Source organism: Methylocystis echinoides, from assembly GCF_040687965.1.
Classification (GTDB): Bacteria; Pseudomonadota; Alphaproteobacteria; order Rhizobiales; family Beijerinckiaceae; genus Methylocystis; species Methylocystis echinoides_A.
The window spans coordinates 3,676,969-3,695,812 of record NZ_CP156084.1; the positions used below are offsets into that span (position 1 = coordinate 3,676,969).

The following is an 18,844-nucleotide window of genomic DNA, read 5'->3' on the forward strand; positions in this document are numbered from 1 at the left end:
TACCGCGGCCGGACGCTGCCAATGGACCGTCGGGGCGGCTGGTTTGTCCCGAGCAAGTGGCCGCCCGATATGACCGATGCGGGCTTTGAGGATCGCCCCCGAGGGAGGCATCAATGTCAAGCAACTTATTCTCGCTAATGCTAACAGAGAAACAAGCACGTCTAGTTTTTAGAGCGCTCGAAAGCTCCTCAGATAACCTAAAGTATCGCGCATCCAAAGAAGGAATTCTGCACGAATATGCAGAAGCGTTACTGGGCGAAGCTGCGCAATTAGACGCTATGGCTACAGAGTTGACCAAATGGGCCGAGGCCGTTGATTTTAGTTTGGGCGGAGAGTGACGGTCGATCGCGACTAAGCTGATACCTAATGGACGCCATCAATGCGCCAGCGCCGAACCCAACTCGAAAAGCGCGCGGCCGTCATGCGGGCCGCGTGGGCGCACTGGCGCTATGTCCGTATGAAAGGCTGGCACGCCAGCGACGATGAAGATCCATGGACCTGGGCGCGCTGTGTTCGCTTCGCCGCGGCGCAGGCACGCGCCCGGCGCCCTTCTGGTTTCGCGGCGGTCGAGGCGGCGATGGCAGCGCTGCTCGCAGAGGGCGATTTGACCGGGCGACATCCGAACTAGCCGGAAATTCCGGGTAGTTGCCCCCGGCTGGGGGCGCAGAAGGTTGCAAGGTGAATTTTTGCACTGCAATATGCTACCCCGACCGCTGACCAGGGCACGCACATGCTGGTCCAAATTTCGGGGATTAGGTTTTGCGTCAAACGCGGCCAGCACGGCTGGTTCGTGCAGATATTTCTTCCGAATGGCGCCAGCGTGCGAATCCATGACTTTCAGACGGAAGCCGGCGCCAAAGCTTGGATACGGGTCAACGCGCGGAACTGGGCGAAGAAATACGCCGACCCTCGATAGCGGTCGTCACGCCGCCTTCTTTTTCGAAGGGGCCTTTACCCCGTCGAGCAGGTTCAAGGCGATGTTGGGCTCGGCGAGCACCGCCTCAAGCAGCCGACCGAGCATCCATGTGGGCGGCAAGGATAACTCCTTGGCGAGGCTCTCGACCCCGCTCATGGTCTGCTTCGACACCATCAGCGGCGGGATAACGGCGTCCGCAGCCGTCTTCGGCGCAAGCTGGATGTGGTGCGCGAAAAGCAGCCAGTAGACATGGCCGGGCTTCATCCCCATCGCTGCGGCGATTTCTGAGGCCGAGTAGCCCTGGCCGGCAAGGAAGGCGATGTTGGCGAGACGGGTGAGGGTGAGCGGAACCCGAGGCCTCTTCGCCATGCCAACGCCTTTGCAAATCACCATGGATGGCTGTAGTTTATCCGGAGCATATCCCGATGCAAGAGACGCCCGCGACCTCGGATGGACAGGCGCGGGCGTTTTTCGCGCCTGCCAAGATTTGTAACTGTGCCAATGTCGCTCTAGATTTCATACATCGACGATCTTTCGGCCGACGACTTCGCCTTGCTCCTTTGACGGGGGCCGCCGACGCCATCTTCCAAACATCTCGATCGATCCGGCCCCGCGCAGGCGGGCTACCTCCGAACATGTTTGGAGACACAATGGCAACTGGCACCGTGAAATGGTTCAACGCCCAGAAGGGCTTCGGCTTCATTCAGCCTGATGCAGGAGGCGCTGACGTTTTCGTCCACATTAGCGCTGTCGAGCGCGCCGGCTTGGCCGGTCTGCAGGAAGGACAGAAGGTCGATTACGAGGTCATGGTAGACCGACGCAGCGGCAAAAACTCAGCTGATCAGCTAAAGGCGGTCTAACGTCGCTCCCTCGCCAAAACAGGACGCCCCGACCGTGGATGTATCGGCGGGGCGTTTTTGTGATTTTCAAACAGCGAAGTCTAATATGGGTGATGCTAAGCGCGGCCAATATAGTCGTGCCGCATTCCTTAAAATTCACCAATGGTGCATTTACTGCGGCGCGCCGGCAGTCACTACAGACCATTGCCCTCCACGAAGCTTTTTCATCGAAAGAAAATGGCCCGAAAGCTACGAGTTTCCTTGTTGCCAGGCTTGTAACGATGAGTCCCGCCTCGACGAGCAGGCTATAGCTGTCTTGGTGAGAACCAGCATGGAAGCCCCCTCCGCTATCGCTTTGGAAGAGTGGAAGAAGCTGCTCCGCGGAATACGGAACAACCAACCCAGGTTGCTCGCGGAATGGGGTGAGCTACGCGGTGTTAGGCTCAAAGCAGCTCTCCGACAGGCCTTCGGTCGCGCGGCGGATGACTGGCGCTGGGATGGCGGCGGCGTCATAAACATTGGCCCACTTAGTCGGGAAGCATTAAATCGCTTCTCAATAAAGCTTGGAAAGGCACTGTACTATAGACATACGAATAAACTGTTTCAGGGCACAGTTTATAGCCGCTATATGAATATGTTACTACTCAAAGACCCTATAAAGCAGATGGAAGAATTCTCTAAAATTGCCCCAGGAAGTCTCCATCTGCACGCGCTCTGGACAATCATTGCGCGAGCAATTTGTCTACATCTACGGCTTCAGCGCTGAGGACAGAATCATTTGCGCGTTAGTGCGGTTTACCGATCAGCATGTATTTGAAATAATTGCGGCTGGTTCCGAAGCGACCACTCGCATCGAAGCTCAGTTGGGTTCAACTGAAGAAGGTGCGGCCGCGTATTTCAAAGCAAAGTGTTCGCTCAAGCACGTCCCTGATGGATTGATCTGACCGTCACGTCCACGGGGCTCATCGCCTGGATGGCCAAAAGGAGGCTTGCCCACAAGCGGCCTGAAGCCGCGAAATCGAGAAACAACTGGACTCGCACTTATTGGCGGGTCGATTGGCGGGTTGAAGACGCGACACTTCGGCAAATTGGCTTTGTTTACAGATCGTTAGTGCTATGGCTTGTCGGTCTCTCACTCCGACCATCAAAAAATTCAAAAACCAGACAGAATGCCGTTAGCCTCGGACCGCGCCCCGCGGGACGAGCGGCGATCGGCGCTCGCCGAGTGCGGCCCCTCGCAGCGGCGCTAGTAATTCTCCAATACGAAGCAGTTGAAGTCTCGTTCGTCGCCATACCGCCATTGGCGCAGGTCGTAGCGATAAAACGTCCTGTGACTTGGGTTGGCGGACAGCAAGAAGAGGCCACAACGGCCGGCGTAGACCAGATCTTTCGTCCCCGCCCCTCTCCCCAGGGCAAGCGACGGAGTCGCCGCCGCGGCGGCGACGGCCAAAGTCAGGACAAGCACGCTGAATAACCGCTTGCACAGTTTCGGGCTGCTGCGTCCCATGCTCGACCTCCGTTTGTCAGAGTCGTCATCAGCAAGAAACAGCCTGTCGGCGCCGATGTTCCGCAAAGGGCCCCACCATGGCGGCGCAGCTCGACGGCGCGCTCAAGCGGTCGCGCCCGCGTCGACCGTGAGCACGGTCCCGGTCACATTGCGAGCTTTTTCGTCGAGCAGATAAGACACCGCATTGGCGACGTCCTCCGGCGCCGCGAGACGCCGCAGCGCAGCGCGCGCCGCGATCCTCGCGCGATCCGCGGAGTCGAGTTCCGCCGTCATTTCGGTCTCGATGAAACCAGGCGCCACCGCATTGATGGTGACGCCTACGCGCCCGGCTTCTCGCGACAGTGATTTCGTGAAACCGATCAACCCGGCCTTGGTGGCGGCATAGACGGACAGGCCATTGTATCCGGTCGACGCAATGATCGAAGAAACGTTCACGATCCGCCCCGCGCTCGCGGACATCATTTGCCTCAATACGTATTTGCTCAACATGATCGGCGCCGTCAAATTGATGCGGAGGAGCGTCTCGATTTCGGAATTGTGCATGGTGGCGAGAAGGCCTTGCGTACCCAGGCCCGCGTTGTTGACGAGCCCGTAAGGCGCGCCGAAGCGCTTCTTCAGGGCAAGCGCGAAAGCCGGGATCGCGTCGAGCTGCGAAAGGTCGAACGCGGCGAAGGATAAGGCGCCGTCTTTTTCCTCCATCAAGTCGCGCAAGGCGTCGCTCTCCTTGCGGGCGACGGCCGTCACGTGAAAGCCGTCTTCGATCAGCCGCCGGGATATGGCGAGCCCGAGGCCGCGGCTGGCGCCGGTGACGATGACGTTCCGCATCACTCGCTCCCGCGCAGCAGCTTGCCGCCGGGCGACAGCGGCAATGTGGCCACGAAAGTGACCCCGACAGGCGCTTTATGGCGTTCGAGGCGGGCGCGGCAGCTTGCGAGGATCTCCTTTCGCACCACGACTTCGCCCTCAGGCGGGACGGCCTTGAGCACCACATCCGCGACAATGATGTCGCCGGTGATCGGACTGCGCCGCGCCTTGACGCGCGACATGCGCACCGCCTCATGGCTATTGATGACCTGCTCAACTTCCTCGGGATGAACCTTGAGACCGCCGACATTGATCGCGCCGCCGCGCCGTCCTCTGAACAGGATGCGATCGTTGACGCGTTCGACGAGGTCGTCCGTATCGACGAAGCCGTCGTCATCGACGAGCTTAAAGCCGACCGCGCCCACATAGCGCTCGGCCCTCCGGCGCGACCGCAGGCGCAGCGTTCCGTCGACGATGCGCAGCTCGACGCCCGGCAGACCATCGAGGTAGCACGCCGGAAACCCCTCGAGTCCGTCGACGACTTCGAACCCCACGCCCGCCTCGGTCGACGCATAAGCGTGAACGATCTTGGCTTGTGGAAACGCCTTTGCGAGCGCGTCGAGGATGGCGCGGTCCGCAATCTCTCCGGAGAGCCTGACATACCTCGGGGAGATGCGCGCCGCCTCGCCGCTCATCAGCAAGCGGCGCCAATGCGATGGCGTTCCAGACAGATGCGTTACGCCAAGTCTGGCCATGCGATCAATATGGCCAGAGAGCGGCTCGTCGCCATCGGTAATGACAAGCGACGCGCCGCTCATGACCGCGCGCAGGAAGATCTGCATCCCGCCGAACCGTCTGATATCGTAGAATGTGCTCCACACCGGCGCCGGCGCGCCGCGGTCGCGCGCGGCAAGCGCGGCGGTCAGACTTTCCAACCGATGCGCGACTAGTTTCGGGGCGCCCGTCGTGCCGGAGGTGGGAAGAATCCATTCCGTGCAGATTGGCGCGCGTCGCAAAGGGGCGTCCGCTCCCGACCGGCTTAGAGCGTAGCGCTCCACGAGCGGACCCAGGTCCTCGATACGATCGTCATGGACGACGCCTTCGACGCGAGCTTGCATCATTGCCGACGCCAGTCGCTCGCCTTTGAAATCCGGCGGGACGACGAGCATTGACGCGGCGACGCCGTCGAGCGCCAGCATCGCCCGCGCCGCATCGAATTGCGATGAGACGGAGATCAGCGCGGATTTGCCCGCAAACGCCGCCGCCTCCGGGAGCGCGGTCAGAGCAAGCGCCTCACGCCAGCCGATCTCGCGATCCGGCCCAAAAAGCCCCGCCTCGGCCGTTGGATTCGCATCCCGCAGAAGCTGGCGCAGGTCAGACGCCGGCATTTGCATAAAGCGCGACGAATTCCGCCAAAGTTACCGGAAAATAAACTTCCTCCGACGCCGTGAAGGGGTCGACGCCGAATTCATCCTCCAGCCGGGCGACGATGATCGCAAAGCAAAGCGAATCCAGCCCGGCATCCGCCAAAACCGCGCGATCCGTGAGCGGCGCGAGCTCTCTTTGTTGCTCCAAGGCCACCTGCTGCATGACCCGAACGATCGTCGACCCGACGTCCATCGCCGCCACCTCTTCATTCTCGGCTAAGAAAGCTTGGCTATTCCTAGCTTGAGCAGAGCGGAGATTTGTTAAACCGCTTCGATTTTCGAAGAGCGATGGTTAATCGCGCATGAGCAATGCGATGTCGCGGCGACTACGCTGCAGGCAGATCACCGACGTTGACGCGCCATCGCTCGTCCCGTTGCTGGCGAGCGGCTTTCGTACGCGCTCCGCATCCTACTGGTCGCACGCGCTGCGGGTTCTGGCGGATCGCGACGCGCCCGCCGGCTATCCGCGCTTCGGCTATCTGCTGGAGGCCGGCGACGGCGTTCCCGCAGGAGTCGTCCTTACGATCTTCCACCGCCGCACCGACGGGGAAATCTATTGCAATATTTCCAGCTGGCACGTCACGAAAACCCTGCAAGGCTATGCCTCCCTCCTCATAGCCGCGGCACTGCGGCATAGGGAAGTCGTCTATCTCAACATCTCCCCGGCAGAATCCACTTGGCCCATCATCGAGGCTCAGGGCTTTGGGCGCTATTGCGAGGGTCAGATGCTGGCGGCGCCGGCGCTCAGCGCCGTGACCCGCTCGGCGCGCATCCTGGCCTTTGATTCTTGCAGCGACGCTCAATCTGCACTGCCGAAAGACGAGCGGGCGCTGATGCGTGAACACGTGCAGAAATACGCCTGCATCGGGCTCGTCGTTCAAGATGGCGTTGAGACTCGCCCTTTCCTGTTTCTGCCGAGACGAGTCTCGTTGTCGCCGGCGAGGACAGTGCAACTGGTTTATTGTCGCAACGTCGCGGATTTCAGTCGCTATGCGGGCGCCCTCGGGCGGGCGCTTCTCCGACATGGCTACTTAACGGCGCTCGTCGACGCAAACGGGAAACTGCCGGGCGTGGCGGGCCGCTACTTCAGAAATCGAGGCCCGAAATATTTCAAGGGACCTCGTCCGCCTCACCTCGGCGACCTCTCCTTTTGCGAAAATGTGCTCTTCGGACCCTGAGCTGGCGACGCAATGAAGACAATTTCAGCCGCGCAAGCGCTTGTCGAGCAGCTCATCGTCAACGGCGTATCTCATATCTTTTGCGTTCCCGGCGAGAGCTATCTCTCGGTCCTCGACGCCTGCTATGATCAAGACATCGAGCTGACGGTGTGCCGCAATGAGGCGGGCGCCGCGATGATGGCCGACGCTTATGGAAAAGCGACGGGTCGCCCGGGCGTTTGCTTCGTCACGCGCGGACCCGGGGCGGCCAATGCATTCGCCGGAGTACATATCGCGCAGCATGACTCAACGCCGATGATCCTTTTCATTGGGCAGATCGAGCGGCGTCACCGCGACCGTGCGGCCTTTCAGGAAGTCGATTACCGGGCCATGTTCGGCGGTCAGACGAAGTGGACCGCGGAGATCGACGATGGCCGGCGGATCGTCGAATATGTCAATCGCGCCTTTCACGTCGCCTTGGCGGGGCGCCCCGGCCCGGTCGCCCTTGCGCTGCCAAAGGACATGCTCGAGGACCGGGTCGCCCCTTGCGTCTGCCCAGCAGCGGCGCCCATCGAAACCGCGCCGAACGACGACTCGCTCGATGCGCTCGCATCGATGATCGCCGCCGCGGAGCGGCCATTTGTTATCCTTGGCGGAACAAGGTGGGACGAGGCGTCGTCGCGCCGCATGATGGAATGGGCGAACGCTTTCGACATGCCCGTCGCGACGAGCTACCGGCGTCTCACGCTCTTCGATCCGCTCCATCGGTGCTACGCGGGCGATCTTGGCCTTGCCGCAAATGCGAAGCTTGTCCAGCGCATCAAGCGGAGCGACTTGCTCATCCTCATCGGCGGCCGATTGGGCGAGATACCGTCACAGGGCTACACGCTCCTGGACATTCCCGCGCCTCGCTCGCGCTTCGTGCATGTCTATCCACAAGACGAAGAATTCGGACGCGTCTACGCGCCGACCCTCGCCATTCACGCCTCGCCGAAGCCCTTTGTAAGCGCCCTCTTCAAGCTCATGCCGCCAGAGCCGCGCCCCTGGCGCGAAGACACCGCGGCGGCGCATCGCGACTATCTGGATTTTTCCCGCGCCTTCGACCCGTCGGCGGACGTCGATCTGGCGCAAACGATGATCTGGCTCAGCGACACGCTCCCGCCTGACGCGATTGTTTGCAACGGCGCCGGAAACTACGCCTCCTGGATCCATCGCTACTTTCGGTTCCGACGCTTTGGAACGCATTTTGCGCCCACTTCCGCCACCATGGGCTATGGCGTGCCAGCGGCCGTTGCGCTTCAGCGCCTGCATCCTTCACGCCTCGTCGTCTCGATCAACGGCGACGGCGACTTCTTGATGAACGGCCAGGAGTTTGCAACGGCCGTTCAATACGGCCTGCCCATCGTCGTCATCATTTGTGACAATGGGAGCTACGGGACAATTCGCATGCATCAGGAGCGTCATTATCCTGCGCGCGTAATTGCGACCGATCTCAAGAATCCCGATTTCGCCGCCTATGCGCGCGCCTTCGGCGGCTTTGGCGTGCGCGTTGAACGCACGCAAGACTTTCCCGAAGCCTTCACGACGGCCCGCGCCTCCGGCCAACCTTCGATCATCCATTTGAGGATGGATCGCGACCGCATCTCGCCGACCTTGACGCTCTCCGGCCTGCGCGCAGGCGCTCAACGCTAATCAGGACGCCGCCACGAGAGAGGCCCGCGAATGCGCGAAATCCCAGTAGAGCGACCGCGCCCTCTTGTAGAACGGCCCCGCCGCCAAATAACGGCCGTCGATTTGCGACATTGGCGCGACCTTTTGAAAATTGCCCGTCGAGAAAATTTCGTCGGCGCTGAGGAAATCCTCATAACGCAGCGTCTTCTCGACAACCTCGACGCCGTCCGCGCGAAGAAGACCGATGACGCGTTGACGCGTGATCCCATTCAGGAAGGCGCCATTCGGCGCCGGCGTGAAAACGACGCCATCCCTTCCGAGAAAGGCGTTGGCATTGGCGAATTCCGCAACGTCGCCGAGCAGGTCGCGCATCAGGCAATTATCGAAGCCGCGCTTACCCGCCTCGATGAGCGCCCGCGCGCCATTTGCGTAATGACAACCAGCTTTGGCGCCTACCGGCGCCGTTTCCGAACTGGGTCGGCGGAAAGGCGACAGCGTAATCGCGCCCCCTCTCGGCGTCGGCATCGGCGCCTCGTAGATCGTCAGGCACCAGTTCGTCGACGCAGGATCGAAGCGCACGCCGCCGCCCAATCCATCCTCCGCCCAATACATTGGCCGGATGTAGAGCGCCGCGTCGGGCGCGAATTTTCGCAGCCCATCCTCCACAAGCTCGCGCCACTGCGCGACGCTCAAGACCGGTTCGAGCAACATTTCGCGCGCCGAATGATTGATCCGCGCCAGATGCAGATCGAGGTCGGGCGTCACGCCCTCGAAGGCGCGGGCCCCGTCGAACACTGTCGACCCGAGCCACGCGCCATGCGTGCGTGCGCCAAGGATCGGCGTATTGCCTTCGCGCCATCTCCCCTGGAAAAACGTCCAGGTGGGCGAAAGCAAACCGGGCGCGGTCGCCATGACGGCCCCCTCAAGCGTCACTGAACATCGACGGGGCATCGCCTTCCTTATGCGAAGCGCCGATAAGTCTCCGCAGCTTTCTCAGGACCCGCGCCATGAACATCAGCGGCGCCGGCACAGGGGTGCGGCAGAAAGCGACCTTGCGAATGTAAGTCTCGACACGCCAAACCGCGTGTGACCCTGCGCGAAAAAGCATATGGTCGCCAGCTTGGATGACGCGCTCCACGCCGCTGTCGTCCCGGATGACCGCTGAGCCTTCGAGAACATAGACTGTCTCGTCGACGTTATAACGCCAGTGAAACACCGCGGTCGTACAATCCCACACCAGCGCGGTCGCGGTCCCGTCGAGACTGACCGACAAGATAAAGTTACGCGCAACCGGAGCGCCTTCGATCACCCAGGCGGGGTTGATCGGACAAGGCTTCATCTCGACGTCTTTCGCGGTCGAAAAGACAAGCTTTTTGTCAAACGCCATCATCGTTGACCTTTCCCTCAATCGATTTGCAGCGTTTTGCGCAAGCGATGCGGCCAGTCTTCCAGACACAGGCCGTGGATCGAAAACAGGGCGATTGCCAGCCGGTCCATTCCGAAGGCGACGCAGGCGGAATGCGCGGTCTCGCCATTCTCGTCGATCAGTTCCCAGGTCTTGCCGAAGTGATCTCGATGATAATTGAAGCTCATGCAGGCCGTCGGCGCGCCTTCCGCGCGGACGGGGATCAGCAACTCGAACTTCAGCGCCTGCTCGACCTGATTGGCGGCCAACAACTGCCCGACGCGACCGAAGAACGGGTCGCTCGCGCGATCGAATTCGAAAGGAAGCTCCAGTTCTTCCGCGATCGACGTCGCGCGCTGCATCCATCCCTCGCGGAAGGTCGCGACCTCCGCCGGGGAGCCGATGCGCACGAATTCCCGCATGCGGAACGACTGCAGTCGATCGAGATCGCGCGACGGTTCATGACGGAAGCAATCCGCCGCGACGTCGAAGGTCAAGCCCTCGGCAGGTATGCGCCCTCTCGCCGCCGCGATTGGATAGACGGGATAGCAGGCGGCCGGACTCAAGACGAGCTCGGCGGCGCGCGCATCCTGCGTCCAGTCGGCGCCCCGCTTCGCGCGCTCGACGGACGCGGCGATATCCGCCTCGGACCCATGCAGACAGCAGACGCAGCCGAGAAGCTGGGGAAAACTGTTCAAGTAACCCTGCCTTTCGAGCTGCCGCAGGCTCATCACCGGCGGAAACCGAAAGACTTCCGCGCTCTCGGGACGATGGCGTGAAATCAGCCGTTGCAACGCATCGACGACATCCTCGTATTGACGAGTCCGCGCATAGACTCCCGCTACGCCCATCGAATCGAAGAGCCTGTCGAGAATGGCTTCGTCAGTCCCGCGGGATTTAACTGCGTGGGTCATTGGCGCGCCCTCGTAATCGCTTCCGGAACGCCGCCAATCAAACAAGGGGGTCCGACAGTCGAGAGAATGCGAGAGTTGTTGATCATGATGGAGGCCGAAAGAATGTCACGCAGCGGTCGCGTCAGGCTGAACTCACTGTCGTTGCGATACCCAGAGATTCCACAGGCCTGAAACGCCTGCATCACGGTCGCAATCGCTCCTTCCGAAGCGGAAACCTTGAGAAGGTTGAGCGACGTCTGATAGCCGATTTCATCAAGCCGCTCCGGCTCGGGGGCGCGATCGAGATAGTCGGCGATGGCGGAATCGACGAGCGCGACGAGATTCATCAGGGATAGCGACGCCTGCGTCGCCAGCGGCGCGCCCGGCGGGGGAGCGCCCTTTTGCGCGCGCGAGATCTTGCGAACGAACGTTTGCGCGCGTGAGACCGCTCCCGCGGCGATCCCCGCCCAACAGGCGGCCCAAAGCAGATGGGTTACGGGAACCATGCTGCGACGATGAATCCGATCGTAGGGTTCTGAGAACGCCTGCTCCCTGTCGCCTTGCGCGAGCAGCCGGAACCCTTCGGAACAGGTTCCGCGCATGCCCATGACGTCCCATGTCGCTGTGGGGCGCAGCTGGTAGTCTTCCTTGAAGAAGAGCGCGAGCGTCTGATCGCTCGGCAAGGACTCCGGCGAACGCCGCGCCGTTGTTACGATCGCGTCGGCGGCGGCCCCGTAAGAGACGACCGAGGCGTCGCGGTCGAGCGAGATTCGGTCGCCGTGGCGAACGAGCGCCGCCGCGCTGTTTCGCACATCCGCCCCGTTTTTCCCTTCTGTCGTAGACGATGCGAGCAGCTTCTGCTCGAAGCCGATGCGACGCAGCGCCGCGAAGCAGCGGGCGTTTTCATCCGCATGATTGGCGACGCAGGCAACGTTGGCGGCGTGCATGGCGTAAATCATGGAGGTTGACGAACAGACCCGGCCGAGGGCGTAGCAGAGTTGCGCCGCATCGGCGACGCTCCGCCCCTCTCCCCCAAAGGCTGGAGACAAGAGAATGCCGAGCAGCCTCTGCTTCTTCAGTTCTTCAAACGCTTCGGTCGGAAATCGTGCGTCGTGGTCGACCACATCGGCGAATTTCGCTGCGACGGCCGCCGCCGCGGCGACCCGCGCGGAAAAGTCTAGCGGCGTCCTCGCCTCCAGTTCCGTCGAAACATTGCCAGCCATCGACATGGACGCGCCTCATTGAGAAAACCCCGCAGCTCAAACTTGGCGTCTAATTGTTAACGTTCAATTCGTTCCCGCAAACAGTCAAGATTAAGGTTACCGAGGGAAAGGCTGTGAATTCAGTAGCTTCGCATCCCATCAGGCTGGTATGAGGTTTTCCAGTAGAGGCCAGCGAAGTATTGGAGGTCGGTTCGTGAACCCGTTGACCGCAAACGCCGCCAGCCGCATTCACGCCCTCCTTGGCGCTTTCCTGCCCGAAGCGGAAGCAGTTGCGCGCAGCCAGGATCTGCGCGAGCTCGGCCTGACGTCGCTCCAGATGGTCAATCTGATGCTCTCGATAGAAGCCGAATTCGACGTGCTGATTCCAGCTTCGAAGCTGCTGCCGACCAATTTTCGAAGCATCGAAACGATTGAGAGTCTGCTGAGCGAGATCGCTCGCTGAGTGCGGCGGCGACGCCCCTCACGCTAGTCCTGGCGCGCCTTTCGGAGGGCGTCGACGGTAGACAGCCAGTCTCGATAGAGCGCGATTGCATCCTCTTTCCAAGGCGCACCGTAGCTCTGTCCGGCAAGCAGGCTTTCAAGGGTCCGGTTTGCGTCGGCCACGCAACCGCATCGAATGCGCGCCGTCAGTTCGTCGAGTCGCGCCGACAAGGCCGCATCAAAGACCCGCTCTGGCTGGGCTGGATAGGTGGACTGCGCGCCATCGAGAAAGCGAAGCACATCGCGCCGATATTCCTTAGCGAGCGTGTCAGCGTCATATTCGGGATGTCCCTGGAGAAACACGAACAGGCTCGGCTCCCGGCGCCAAAACATATCGACGCCCGCGACATCCGAATTTGAACCGATCTGAAAGCCATAACGTTCCAACGCGTCCCGGTCCAAGCCGTTGCAGCGCGAGTGCGGAACGATGCGTGTCCCGGCGCGCTCCCCGCTCCACTCCGGGGCGTAGTTCGTGAACTGAAGAACCCCGCTCATCTTGCGGGTCTCCGGGCGCCGCTCGATACCGGATAAATGCAGGGTCGCCGCGTGTGCGGCGAGGCACGACCAGATTGCGGCGCGCGTATGCTCCCGCGCCCAGTCGACGAGCCTTTGGATGTGCGGCCAGTATGGTTCGCGCTCCAGCCTCTCTGCGCGCGGTTCAGACCCGGTGACGATCACCGCATCGGCCCCGCGTCGATAAAGCGCCTCGATGGCCTCGTGGCTGCGCGCAAGATAGCGACGCGCCTTCTCCGATCGGTCGAGACCGGGAAGCGCGTAGCAGCGCCATCTCACGGCCCGCCCCGCCGCCCCCGCGCGCACGAGCCTTGCAAACTGCGCCTCCGTGGCGGAAAGCGCCGCATCAGGCATATTGTTGACGAACGCCACCTCGAGCACAGCGCCGTCGCCGCGCTTGAGCCTCCTCATTCTGCGGCGTCCCGACGAGGCGCGGAAGACGCCGCGCCCAACGCCTGGTCGAGATCCGCCAGAATGTCGTCGATATGCTCGATGCCGACGCTGAGACGCAGCATCTCGGGCGTCACGCCCGCCTTCTCCTGCTCCGCGGCAGTCATTTGACGATGGGTCGTGGATGCGGGATGGCAGGCGAGCGATCTCGTGTCGCCGATATTCACCAACCGCTTGATGAGACGAAGCGCATCGTAGAGACGCTTGCCTGTCTCAACTCCGCCCTTCACCCCGAAAGTGAGCAAAGACGGCGGCCGGCCGTCCAGATATTTCTGTGCGAGTTCGTAGTAAGGATTACCGGGAAAGCCCGCGTAATGCACCCAGGCGACGCGCGGATGGTCGCGCAAGAATTCCGCGACGCGGCGAGCGTTGTCGACGTGGCGCTCGACGCGCACGGCCACGGTCTCCAGGCCTTGCAGCAGCAGGAAGGCGTTGAGCGGCGACAGCACGGCTCCCGTCGTGCGCTGATAGACGCTCCGCGCGCGGGCGATGTAGGCGCTCTGCGCAAACCGGTCGACATAGACGAGACCATGGTAGGAAGCGTCGGGCTGATTGAAGGTCGGAAAGCGCTCGGGATATTGGCCCCACGGGAAGCGCCCGCCATCCACGATGGCGCCGCCGAGCGTCGTTCCATGTCCGCCCATGAACTTGGTCAGGGAGTGGACGACAATATCGGCGCCATGCTCGATCGGGCGAAGCAGAATGGGCGTCGGCACCGTATTGTCGACGATCAAGGGAACGCCATGCGCATGCGCGACATCGGCGAGAGCGGCAATGTCGCTGATCGCGCCTGCGGGATTGCCGACGCTCTCGCAAAACACGGCCTTGGTGTCGGCGTCGATCGCCGCCGCCATGTCTGCGGGCGAGTCGCTCGCGGCAAAGCGCACTTTCACGCCTTGTCGCGCCAGAACATGTTGAAGCAGCGTATGGGTTGTCCCATAGAGAGTCGGCGCGGCGACGATGTCCCCGCCAGCGTCCGCAACATTGGCGAAAGCGTAATAGAGCGCCGCCTGGCCCGTCGCGACCGCGAGCGCGCCGACCCCGCCTTCGAGTGCGGCGACGCGGCGCTCCAGCACGGCCGTCGTCGGATTGGCGATGCGGCTGTAGCGAAAGCCCTCCTCCTCGAGATCGAACAGCGCCGCCGCGTGATCCGCGCTGTCGAACTCATAGGCCACGGTTTGATAAATCGGCACGGCCACCGCATGCGTCGCTGGATCGCCGTCATAGCCTGCGTGGATTGCAACCGTTTCGTTATGCATCCGCCCGCCAAGTACAAAAATTTAAGCTCGGACCATGCAGGGGATTGCTTAAAATCTCCGTGCGCAAAGTTTTCGCCGGCCCGGGGCGAAATTGCCATCTGCGGGCCTTTTTCTGGAAATTATCTAAGACGGGTGGACCCTTCAGGTTGAAGGAGCAAGCGCAGGACGCGGATCGGATGGCTGATCGTTCGGTTAACAAAGCCTTTGTTCGCGCGTTGAAACTCACCGCCGCGATCAATGAGAACCCGCGCCTGGTCTTGCCGCTCGCCTTCGACGAGGTCGCGCGCCAACGCGGCGATGCGCCTGCGCTCCTCTCCGAGCGCGGCGATCTCACCTTTCGTGAACTCTCGGAAAGGTCGCTGCGCTATGCGCAATGGGCTCTGGCGCAGGGTCTCGCCAAGGGCGACGCCGTGGCGCTGATAATGGAAGGGCAGCCCGAATATGTCGCCATCTGGCTCGGCTTGACGCGCATCGGCGTCGTGGTCGCGCTGATCAATCACCATCTCACGGGCGCGGCGCTGGCCCATTGCATCCGGGTCGCCGAGCCGCGTCTGATCCTCTGCTCGACCAAGTTTCGCCGCGCCTGCGAAGACGTCGCGTCAGAGCGGCTCTCCGTCATTGCGTGCGACGAGGGGTTCGAACGCGATCTTGCCCGGCAATCCGCCGAGCCGCCGGCGCTCCCCGAGTCCGCCCGGCCCACGCTCTCCGACCATGCGCTCTACATTTACACTTCCGGCACGACCGGCTTGCCTAAAGCGGCGATCGTCTCCCATCGGCGCTTGATGAATTGGGCGCTGTGGTTCCAGGGCCTCATCGACGTCACGCCCGACGACCGCATGTATGACTGTCTGCCGCTCTATCACTCGGTCGGCGGCGTGGTCGCGGTGTGGTCGACGCTGCTCGGGGGCGGCGCCGTCGTGTTGCGTGAGCGATTCTCGGCGAGCGCCTTCTGGAGCGACGTTGTCGCCCATCGCTGCACGCTGTTCCAATATATTGGCGAGCTGTGTCGCTATCTCATCCATGCCCCGCCCTGCCCCGAAGAGCGCCAGCACAGACTGCGCATGACGATCGGCAATGGGCTGAGGCCGGAAGTCTGGCCCGTTTTTCAGCGACGATTTGCGATCCCGCGCATTCTCGAATTCTACGCGGCGACGGAAAGCAATTTCTCTCTCTACAATGTCGAAGGCGAACCCGGGGCCATAGGCCGGATTCCGGCCTTCCTCGCAACGCGGCATCCCGTGCGGCTCGTCAGATATGACGTCGAGACAGAGACGCCTCTGCGTGGCGACGATGGTTTCTGCGTCCCCTGCGGGCCGAATGAAGCGGGCGAGGCGATCGCCCGCATCGCGAATGATTTCGAGGGCTACCTCGATTCCGAGGCCTCGCAGAAGAAAATCTTGCGCAACGTCTTCGCATCTGGCGACGCCTGGATGCGCAGCGGCGATCTGATGCGCAAGGATGCGCGCGGCTTTTTTTATTTTCTCGACCGCATCGGCGACAGCTTCCGCTGGAAGGGCGAGAACGTATCGACGGCGGAAGTCGCGCAGGCGATTGCCGCCTATCCCGGCGTTCTCGACGCCGCCGTCTATGGCGTAGAAGCGCCAGGCTGCGACGGGCGGGCCGGCATGGCGGCGATTGTCGCGGGCGAGACGTTCGAGATCGACGGGCTTTACCCCTATCTCGCCGCGCGCCTGCCGGGTTACGCGCGGCCGCTGTTCCTGCGGCTGTCGCGCGAGCTGGTTTTGACCGCAACGTTCAAACACCGGAAGCGCGAGCTTGCCGATCAGGGATTTGATCCTCGACTCATCCCTGACCCTGTCTTTTTCGCGTCTTCGAAGCAGTCTATATATGTTCCGCTGGACGCCTCGCTTTTTTTGAAGATCGTCGCAGGCGCCGTCCAACTCTAGCTGCCGAGCTGAAAAGGTTGCCGTGATGACAGTCGATGTGGGCGCGATCTCGGTAGTCCTGAACGAAGGCGCGGATGGCGAAGGCCCGCTCTCCGGGGCGACCTTCGTCGTCAAGGAAAATATCGACGTCGCCGGTCACGTCTCGACCAATGGCCACCCGCAATGGGCGACGACCCATTCGCCTGCGCGCGCCAACGCCGCTGTCGTCGACCGTCTTCTGGGCGCCGGAGCGCGGCTTGTTGGAAAGGCGCAAATGGACGAGATGGCTTACAGCCTGATGGGCGCCAATCCGCATTATGGCGCGCCGATCAATCCGGCTGCGCCGGATCGGCATCCCGGCGGCTCCTCTTCGGGTTCGGCGGTGGCCGTCGCCGCCGGCCTCGTGAGTTTCTCCATTGGAACGGATACGGCCGGATCGTGCCGGGCGCCCGCAGCCTTTTGCGGGGTCTTCGGCTTTCGGTCTTCGCACGGCGCCATAACCATGGACGGCGTCGTGCCGCTCGCCCCTTCTCTCGACGTCATCGGCTGGTTCGCACGCGATCTCGACCGCATGGCGAAAGTGGGCGACGCGCTTTTGCCGCCAGCGGCCGACGATCGCGGTTTCGAGGACGCCGTCCTGCTCGGCGACGCTTTCCAGGGCGTCGAGACGGCCTTTGCGGCGGGGGCCGCGCCGGCTGTCGACATGTTGAAAAGCGGGCCCTGGCGCGAGGCGCGGCTGGGAGACGAGTTTTTCAAGACGACGCTTGCGCACTTCCGAAATCTTCAGGCTTGTGAGGCCTGGGCCTCGCATGGGGCCTGGATCGCCGCTCAGCATCCAACCTTTGGCAAGGGCGTCGAAGAGCGCTTCGCCATCGCCTCCAAGGTGACGGCCGAACAGAAGAAGGCCGCGCTCGCCTATCGCGACGCGGAGCGCGCGCGCATCGACGCGCTGCTTGGCGACGCGGGATTCCTCGTCATGCCGACGGTTCCGTTCCGCGCGCCCCTGCTCACGGAGAGCGAGGAGCAGCTCGACGCCAAGCGCTATCAGATGATGCGGCTATTTCTGATTGCGAGCTATTTCGGCCTGCCGCAGATCAGCCTGCCGCTGCCGACGAGCGAGGCGCCGGTCGCGCTTTCCTTCGTCGGCCGCCGCGGCGCTGACCGCCAGTTGATTGCGCTCGCCCAGCGTTTTTGCGGACGCTTGAAGAAATAAGCCGATCGACTGCTCAGCCGCCGGCGACGGGCGCGCGTCCAAGCAAATCCATGATCCGCCCGGTCAGCCGATCCCGCACGTCGCGATAGGCGGAGAGGATGGCGTCTCGCGACCCTTGCGTCACGGTGGCGTCGGGCGTCGGCCAGTAGACGACGTCGACCGCCATGGCGCGAGTGAATTCGAGCGCCTTGTGATGCGCCTCGGGCGACAAGGTGACGATAAGGTCGAAATTACTGTCTTCGAGCTCTTCGAAAGTATGCGGCCGATGCCGGCTCATGTCGACGCCGATCTCGTCCATGGCGGCAATGGCGAAAGGGTCGGGCTCGCCGCGTTTCAGGCCGGCCGAGGCGAAATAGACGTCGCGTCCGAAGTAATGCCGCGCAATCGCCTCCGCCATGGGCGAGCGCACTGTATTCATCGTGCAGGCGAACAGGATGGATTGCGGGCGCGTCATCGCGTCGGCGCGTCCGGGGCCGCGCGGGAAGAGGCCCGTGTCCGCCGGAGAAGTTCGGTCGGCAAGGACGATCGCGGGAGCATGGAGAGTCGCAAGCCTCGTTAGAATTGCCGCCAGCGCCGTTGCGGCGTCCAAGCGTTCATCCGCTTCGAAAGAAGCGGCGCCGAACCCGCGCGATCGCGAAAACCGCTCTTGCAAGAACTAAGTAGCATTCGCGCCTGCAGCAAGCTGCCGCACAAGCTAAAACTCAGCGTCCGCTGCGTCCTTCAGCCCTTCCAGTGCAGCGCCGTAATTAACGTGAACAGCCGCCGCGCGGTGTCGGCGTCGGTTTCGATCTTGCCCTTGAGACGCTCGGCGAGAAGCTGGGCGCCTTCATTGTGGAGGCCACGCCGACCCATGTCGATCGCTTCGATGCGACTCGGCGTGGCCGTGCGGATTGCAGCGTAATAGCTTTCGCAGACGAGGAAATAATCTTTCAGAATGCGCTTGAAGGGGGTCAGCGACAGGATGTGCGTGACGACATTGGCGCCCTTGTCGTCGCGAATGTCGAAGACGAGCCGCGCGTCGACGAGCGATATATGCAGCGCATAAGGTCCGCCGTTATGGCCGGCCAGGGCGAAGCTGTTATCCTCGATCAAGTCATAGACGGCGATGGCGCGCTCGTGCTCCTGATCAGCCGAGCCGCGCCCGATCGAATTCTCGTCGAGCGTAACAGAAATCAGACGTTTCCGCGCAGATGCGTCCACC

22 protein-coding genes are annotated in these 18,844 nt (G+C 62.3%); 9 read left to right on the plus strand and 13 right to left on the minus strand.

Translation table 11 applies throughout. The features are described 5' to 3' along the window. Window positions 1-113: 113 nt before the first annotated feature. Complete coding sequence (locus RVU70_RS18195; protein ID WP_363348869.1) at window positions 114-338, plus strand: hypothetical protein; 225 nt, start codon at window positions 114-116, stop codon at window positions 336-338. Between the two features lie 41 nt (window positions 339-379). Continuing rightward, complete coding sequence (locus RVU70_RS18200) at window positions 380-628, plus strand: hypothetical protein (protein ID WP_363348871.1); 249 nt, start codon at window positions 380-382, stop codon at window positions 626-628. A 294-nt stretch (window positions 629-922) separates the two neighbouring features. Here the strand turns inward: RVU70_RS18200 and RVU70_RS18205 are convergent, their stop codons facing one another. After that, on the minus strand, window positions 923-1,285 hold the full coding sequence (locus RVU70_RS18205; protein ID WP_363348873.1) for a hypothetical protein: 363 nt from the start codon (window positions 1,283-1,285) through the stop codon (window positions 923-925). Between the two features lie 281 nt (window positions 1,286-1,566). Between RVU70_RS18205 and RVU70_RS18210 the strand changes: the two genes are divergently transcribed. Together RVU70_RS18210 and RVU70_RS18215 are read left to right on the plus strand one after the other, a co-directional pair. Further along, complete coding sequence (locus tag RVU70_RS18210) at window positions 1,567-1,776, plus strand: cold-shock protein (RefSeq protein ID WP_363348875.1); 210 nt, start codon at window positions 1,567-1,569, stop codon at window positions 1,774-1,776. 662 nt (window positions 1,777-2,438) lie between these two features. After that, entirely contained in the window at window positions 2,439-2,699 is a 261-nt protein-coding gene (locus RVU70_RS18215) for a hypothetical protein (protein WP_363348877.1), read from the plus strand. Window positions 2,700-3,001: 302 nt separating this feature from the next. Here the strand turns inward: RVU70_RS18215 and RVU70_RS18220 are convergent, their stop codons facing one another. The 4 genes from RVU70_RS18220 to RVU70_RS18235 form a co-directional block, all read right to left on the minus strand. Further along, entirely contained in the window at window positions 3,002-3,262 is a 261-nt protein-coding gene (locus tag RVU70_RS18220) for a hypothetical protein (protein WP_363348879.1), read from the minus strand. Between the two features lie 102 nt (window positions 3,263-3,364). After that, window positions 3,365-4,087 (minus strand): SDR family NAD(P)-dependent oxidoreductase, encoded by a 723-nt coding sequence (locus tag RVU70_RS18225; RefSeq protein WP_363348881.1) that lies wholly within the window; start codon window positions 4,085-4,087, stop codon window positions 3,365-3,367. Next, window positions 4,087-5,454: an AMP-binding protein gene (locus RVU70_RS18230; RefSeq protein ID WP_363348883.1), complete on the minus strand. Its 1,368-nt coding sequence runs from the start codon at window positions 5,452-5,454 to the stop codon at window positions 4,087-4,089. Before RVU70_RS18230 ends, RVU70_RS18225 begins: the two co-directional genes overlap by 1 nt. Then, window positions 5,441-5,686, minus strand: coding sequence for an acyl carrier protein (locus RVU70_RS18235; RefSeq protein WP_363348885.1), 246 nt, complete (start codon window positions 5,684-5,686; stop codon window positions 5,441-5,443). The genes RVU70_RS18230 and RVU70_RS18235 overlap by 14 nt, the downstream gene beginning before the upstream one ends. Before the next feature lie 121 nt (window positions 5,687-5,807). Between RVU70_RS18235 and RVU70_RS18240 the strand changes: the two genes are divergently transcribed. Both RVU70_RS18240 and RVU70_RS18245 read left to right on the plus strand, forming a co-directional pair. Continuing rightward, window positions 5,808-6,671, plus strand: a complete 864-nt coding sequence (locus RVU70_RS18240; RefSeq protein ID WP_363348887.1) for an acyl-CoA acyltransferase — start codon at window positions 5,808-5,810, stop codon at window positions 6,669-6,671. A gap of 12 nt (window positions 6,672-6,683) precedes the next feature. Next, complete coding sequence (locus RVU70_RS18245; protein ID WP_363348889.1) at window positions 6,684-8,342, plus strand: thiamine pyrophosphate-binding protein; 1,659 nt, start codon at window positions 6,684-6,686, stop codon at window positions 8,340-8,342. Here RVU70_RS18245 and RVU70_RS18250 read toward each other — a convergent pair whose 3' ends face one another. From RVU70_RS18250 to RVU70_RS18265, 4 genes are read right to left on the minus strand one after another with little or no spacing between them, the layout of a single operon-like run. After that, a complete protein-coding gene (locus RVU70_RS18250; RefSeq protein WP_363348891.1) occupies window positions 8,343-9,233 on the minus strand; it encodes a branched-chain amino acid aminotransferase in 891 nt (296 codons plus the stop codon). Between the two features lie 10 nt (window positions 9,234-9,243). Beyond that, on the minus strand, window positions 9,244-9,711 hold the full coding sequence (locus RVU70_RS18255) for a cupin domain-containing protein (RefSeq protein ID WP_363348893.1): 468 nt from the start codon (window positions 9,709-9,711) through the stop codon (window positions 9,244-9,246). A gap of 14 nt (window positions 9,712-9,725) precedes the next feature. Next, window positions 9,726-10,640, minus strand: a complete 915-nt coding sequence (locus RVU70_RS18260) for an amino acid--[acyl-carrier-protein] ligase (protein ID WP_363348895.1) — start codon at window positions 10,638-10,640, stop codon at window positions 9,726-9,728. Further along, window positions 10,637-11,848, minus strand: coding sequence for an acyl-CoA dehydrogenase family protein (locus RVU70_RS18265; RefSeq protein ID WP_363348897.1), 1,212 nt, complete (start codon window positions 11,846-11,848; stop codon window positions 10,637-10,639). The genes RVU70_RS18260 and RVU70_RS18265 overlap by 4 nt, the downstream gene beginning before the upstream one ends. Window positions 11,849-12,035: 187 nt before the next feature. On the opposite strand from RVU70_RS18265, the gene RVU70_RS18270 reads away from it, so the two are divergent. Beyond that, on the plus strand, window positions 12,036-12,284 hold the full coding sequence (locus tag RVU70_RS18270) for a phosphopantetheine-binding protein (RefSeq protein ID WP_363348899.1): 249 nt from the start codon (window positions 12,036-12,038) through the stop codon (window positions 12,282-12,284). 23 nt (window positions 12,285-12,307) lie between these two features. Here the strand turns inward: RVU70_RS18270 and RVU70_RS18275 are convergent, their stop codons facing one another. Together RVU70_RS18275 and RVU70_RS18280 are read right to left on the minus strand one after the other, a co-directional pair. Beyond that, window positions 12,308-13,246: a homoserine O-succinyltransferase gene (locus tag RVU70_RS18275; protein ID WP_363348901.1), complete on the minus strand. Its 939-nt coding sequence runs from the start codon at window positions 13,244-13,246 to the stop codon at window positions 12,308-12,310. Then, window positions 13,243-14,544, minus strand: a complete 1,302-nt coding sequence (locus RVU70_RS18280) for an O-acetylhomoserine aminocarboxypropyltransferase/cysteine synthase family protein (protein ID WP_363348903.1) — start codon at window positions 14,542-14,544, stop codon at window positions 13,243-13,245. Before RVU70_RS18280 ends, RVU70_RS18275 begins: the two co-directional genes overlap by 4 nt. A 176-nt stretch (window positions 14,545-14,720) precedes the next feature. Between RVU70_RS18280 and RVU70_RS18285 the strand changes: the two genes are divergently transcribed. Next, the gene (locus RVU70_RS18285) at window positions 14,721-16,451 is read left to right on the plus strand and encodes a long-chain-acyl-CoA synthetase (protein ID WP_363348905.1); all 1,731 of its coding nucleotides are present in this window, start codon (window positions 14,721-14,723) and stop codon (window positions 16,449-16,451) included. A 25-nt stretch (window positions 16,452-16,476) separates the two neighbouring features. Continuing rightward, entirely contained in the window at window positions 16,477-17,643 is a 1,167-nt protein-coding gene (locus RVU70_RS18290) for an amidase (RefSeq protein ID WP_363348907.1), read from the plus strand. A 13-nt stretch (window positions 17,644-17,656) separates the two neighbouring features. Here RVU70_RS18290 and RVU70_RS18295 read toward each other — a convergent pair whose 3' ends face one another. Both RVU70_RS18295 and RVU70_RS18300 read right to left on the minus strand, forming a co-directional pair. Then, window positions 17,657-18,097, minus strand: a complete 441-nt coding sequence (locus RVU70_RS18295; RefSeq protein WP_363351396.1) for a low molecular weight phosphatase family protein — start codon at window positions 18,095-18,097, stop codon at window positions 17,657-17,659. 266 nt (window positions 18,098-18,363) lie between these two features. Further along, window positions 18,364-18,843 (minus strand): UPF0262 family protein, encoded by a 480-nt coding sequence (locus RVU70_RS18300; protein ID WP_363348909.1) that lies wholly within the window; start codon window positions 18,841-18,843, stop codon window positions 18,364-18,366. Window position 18,844: the final 1 nt, after the last annotated feature.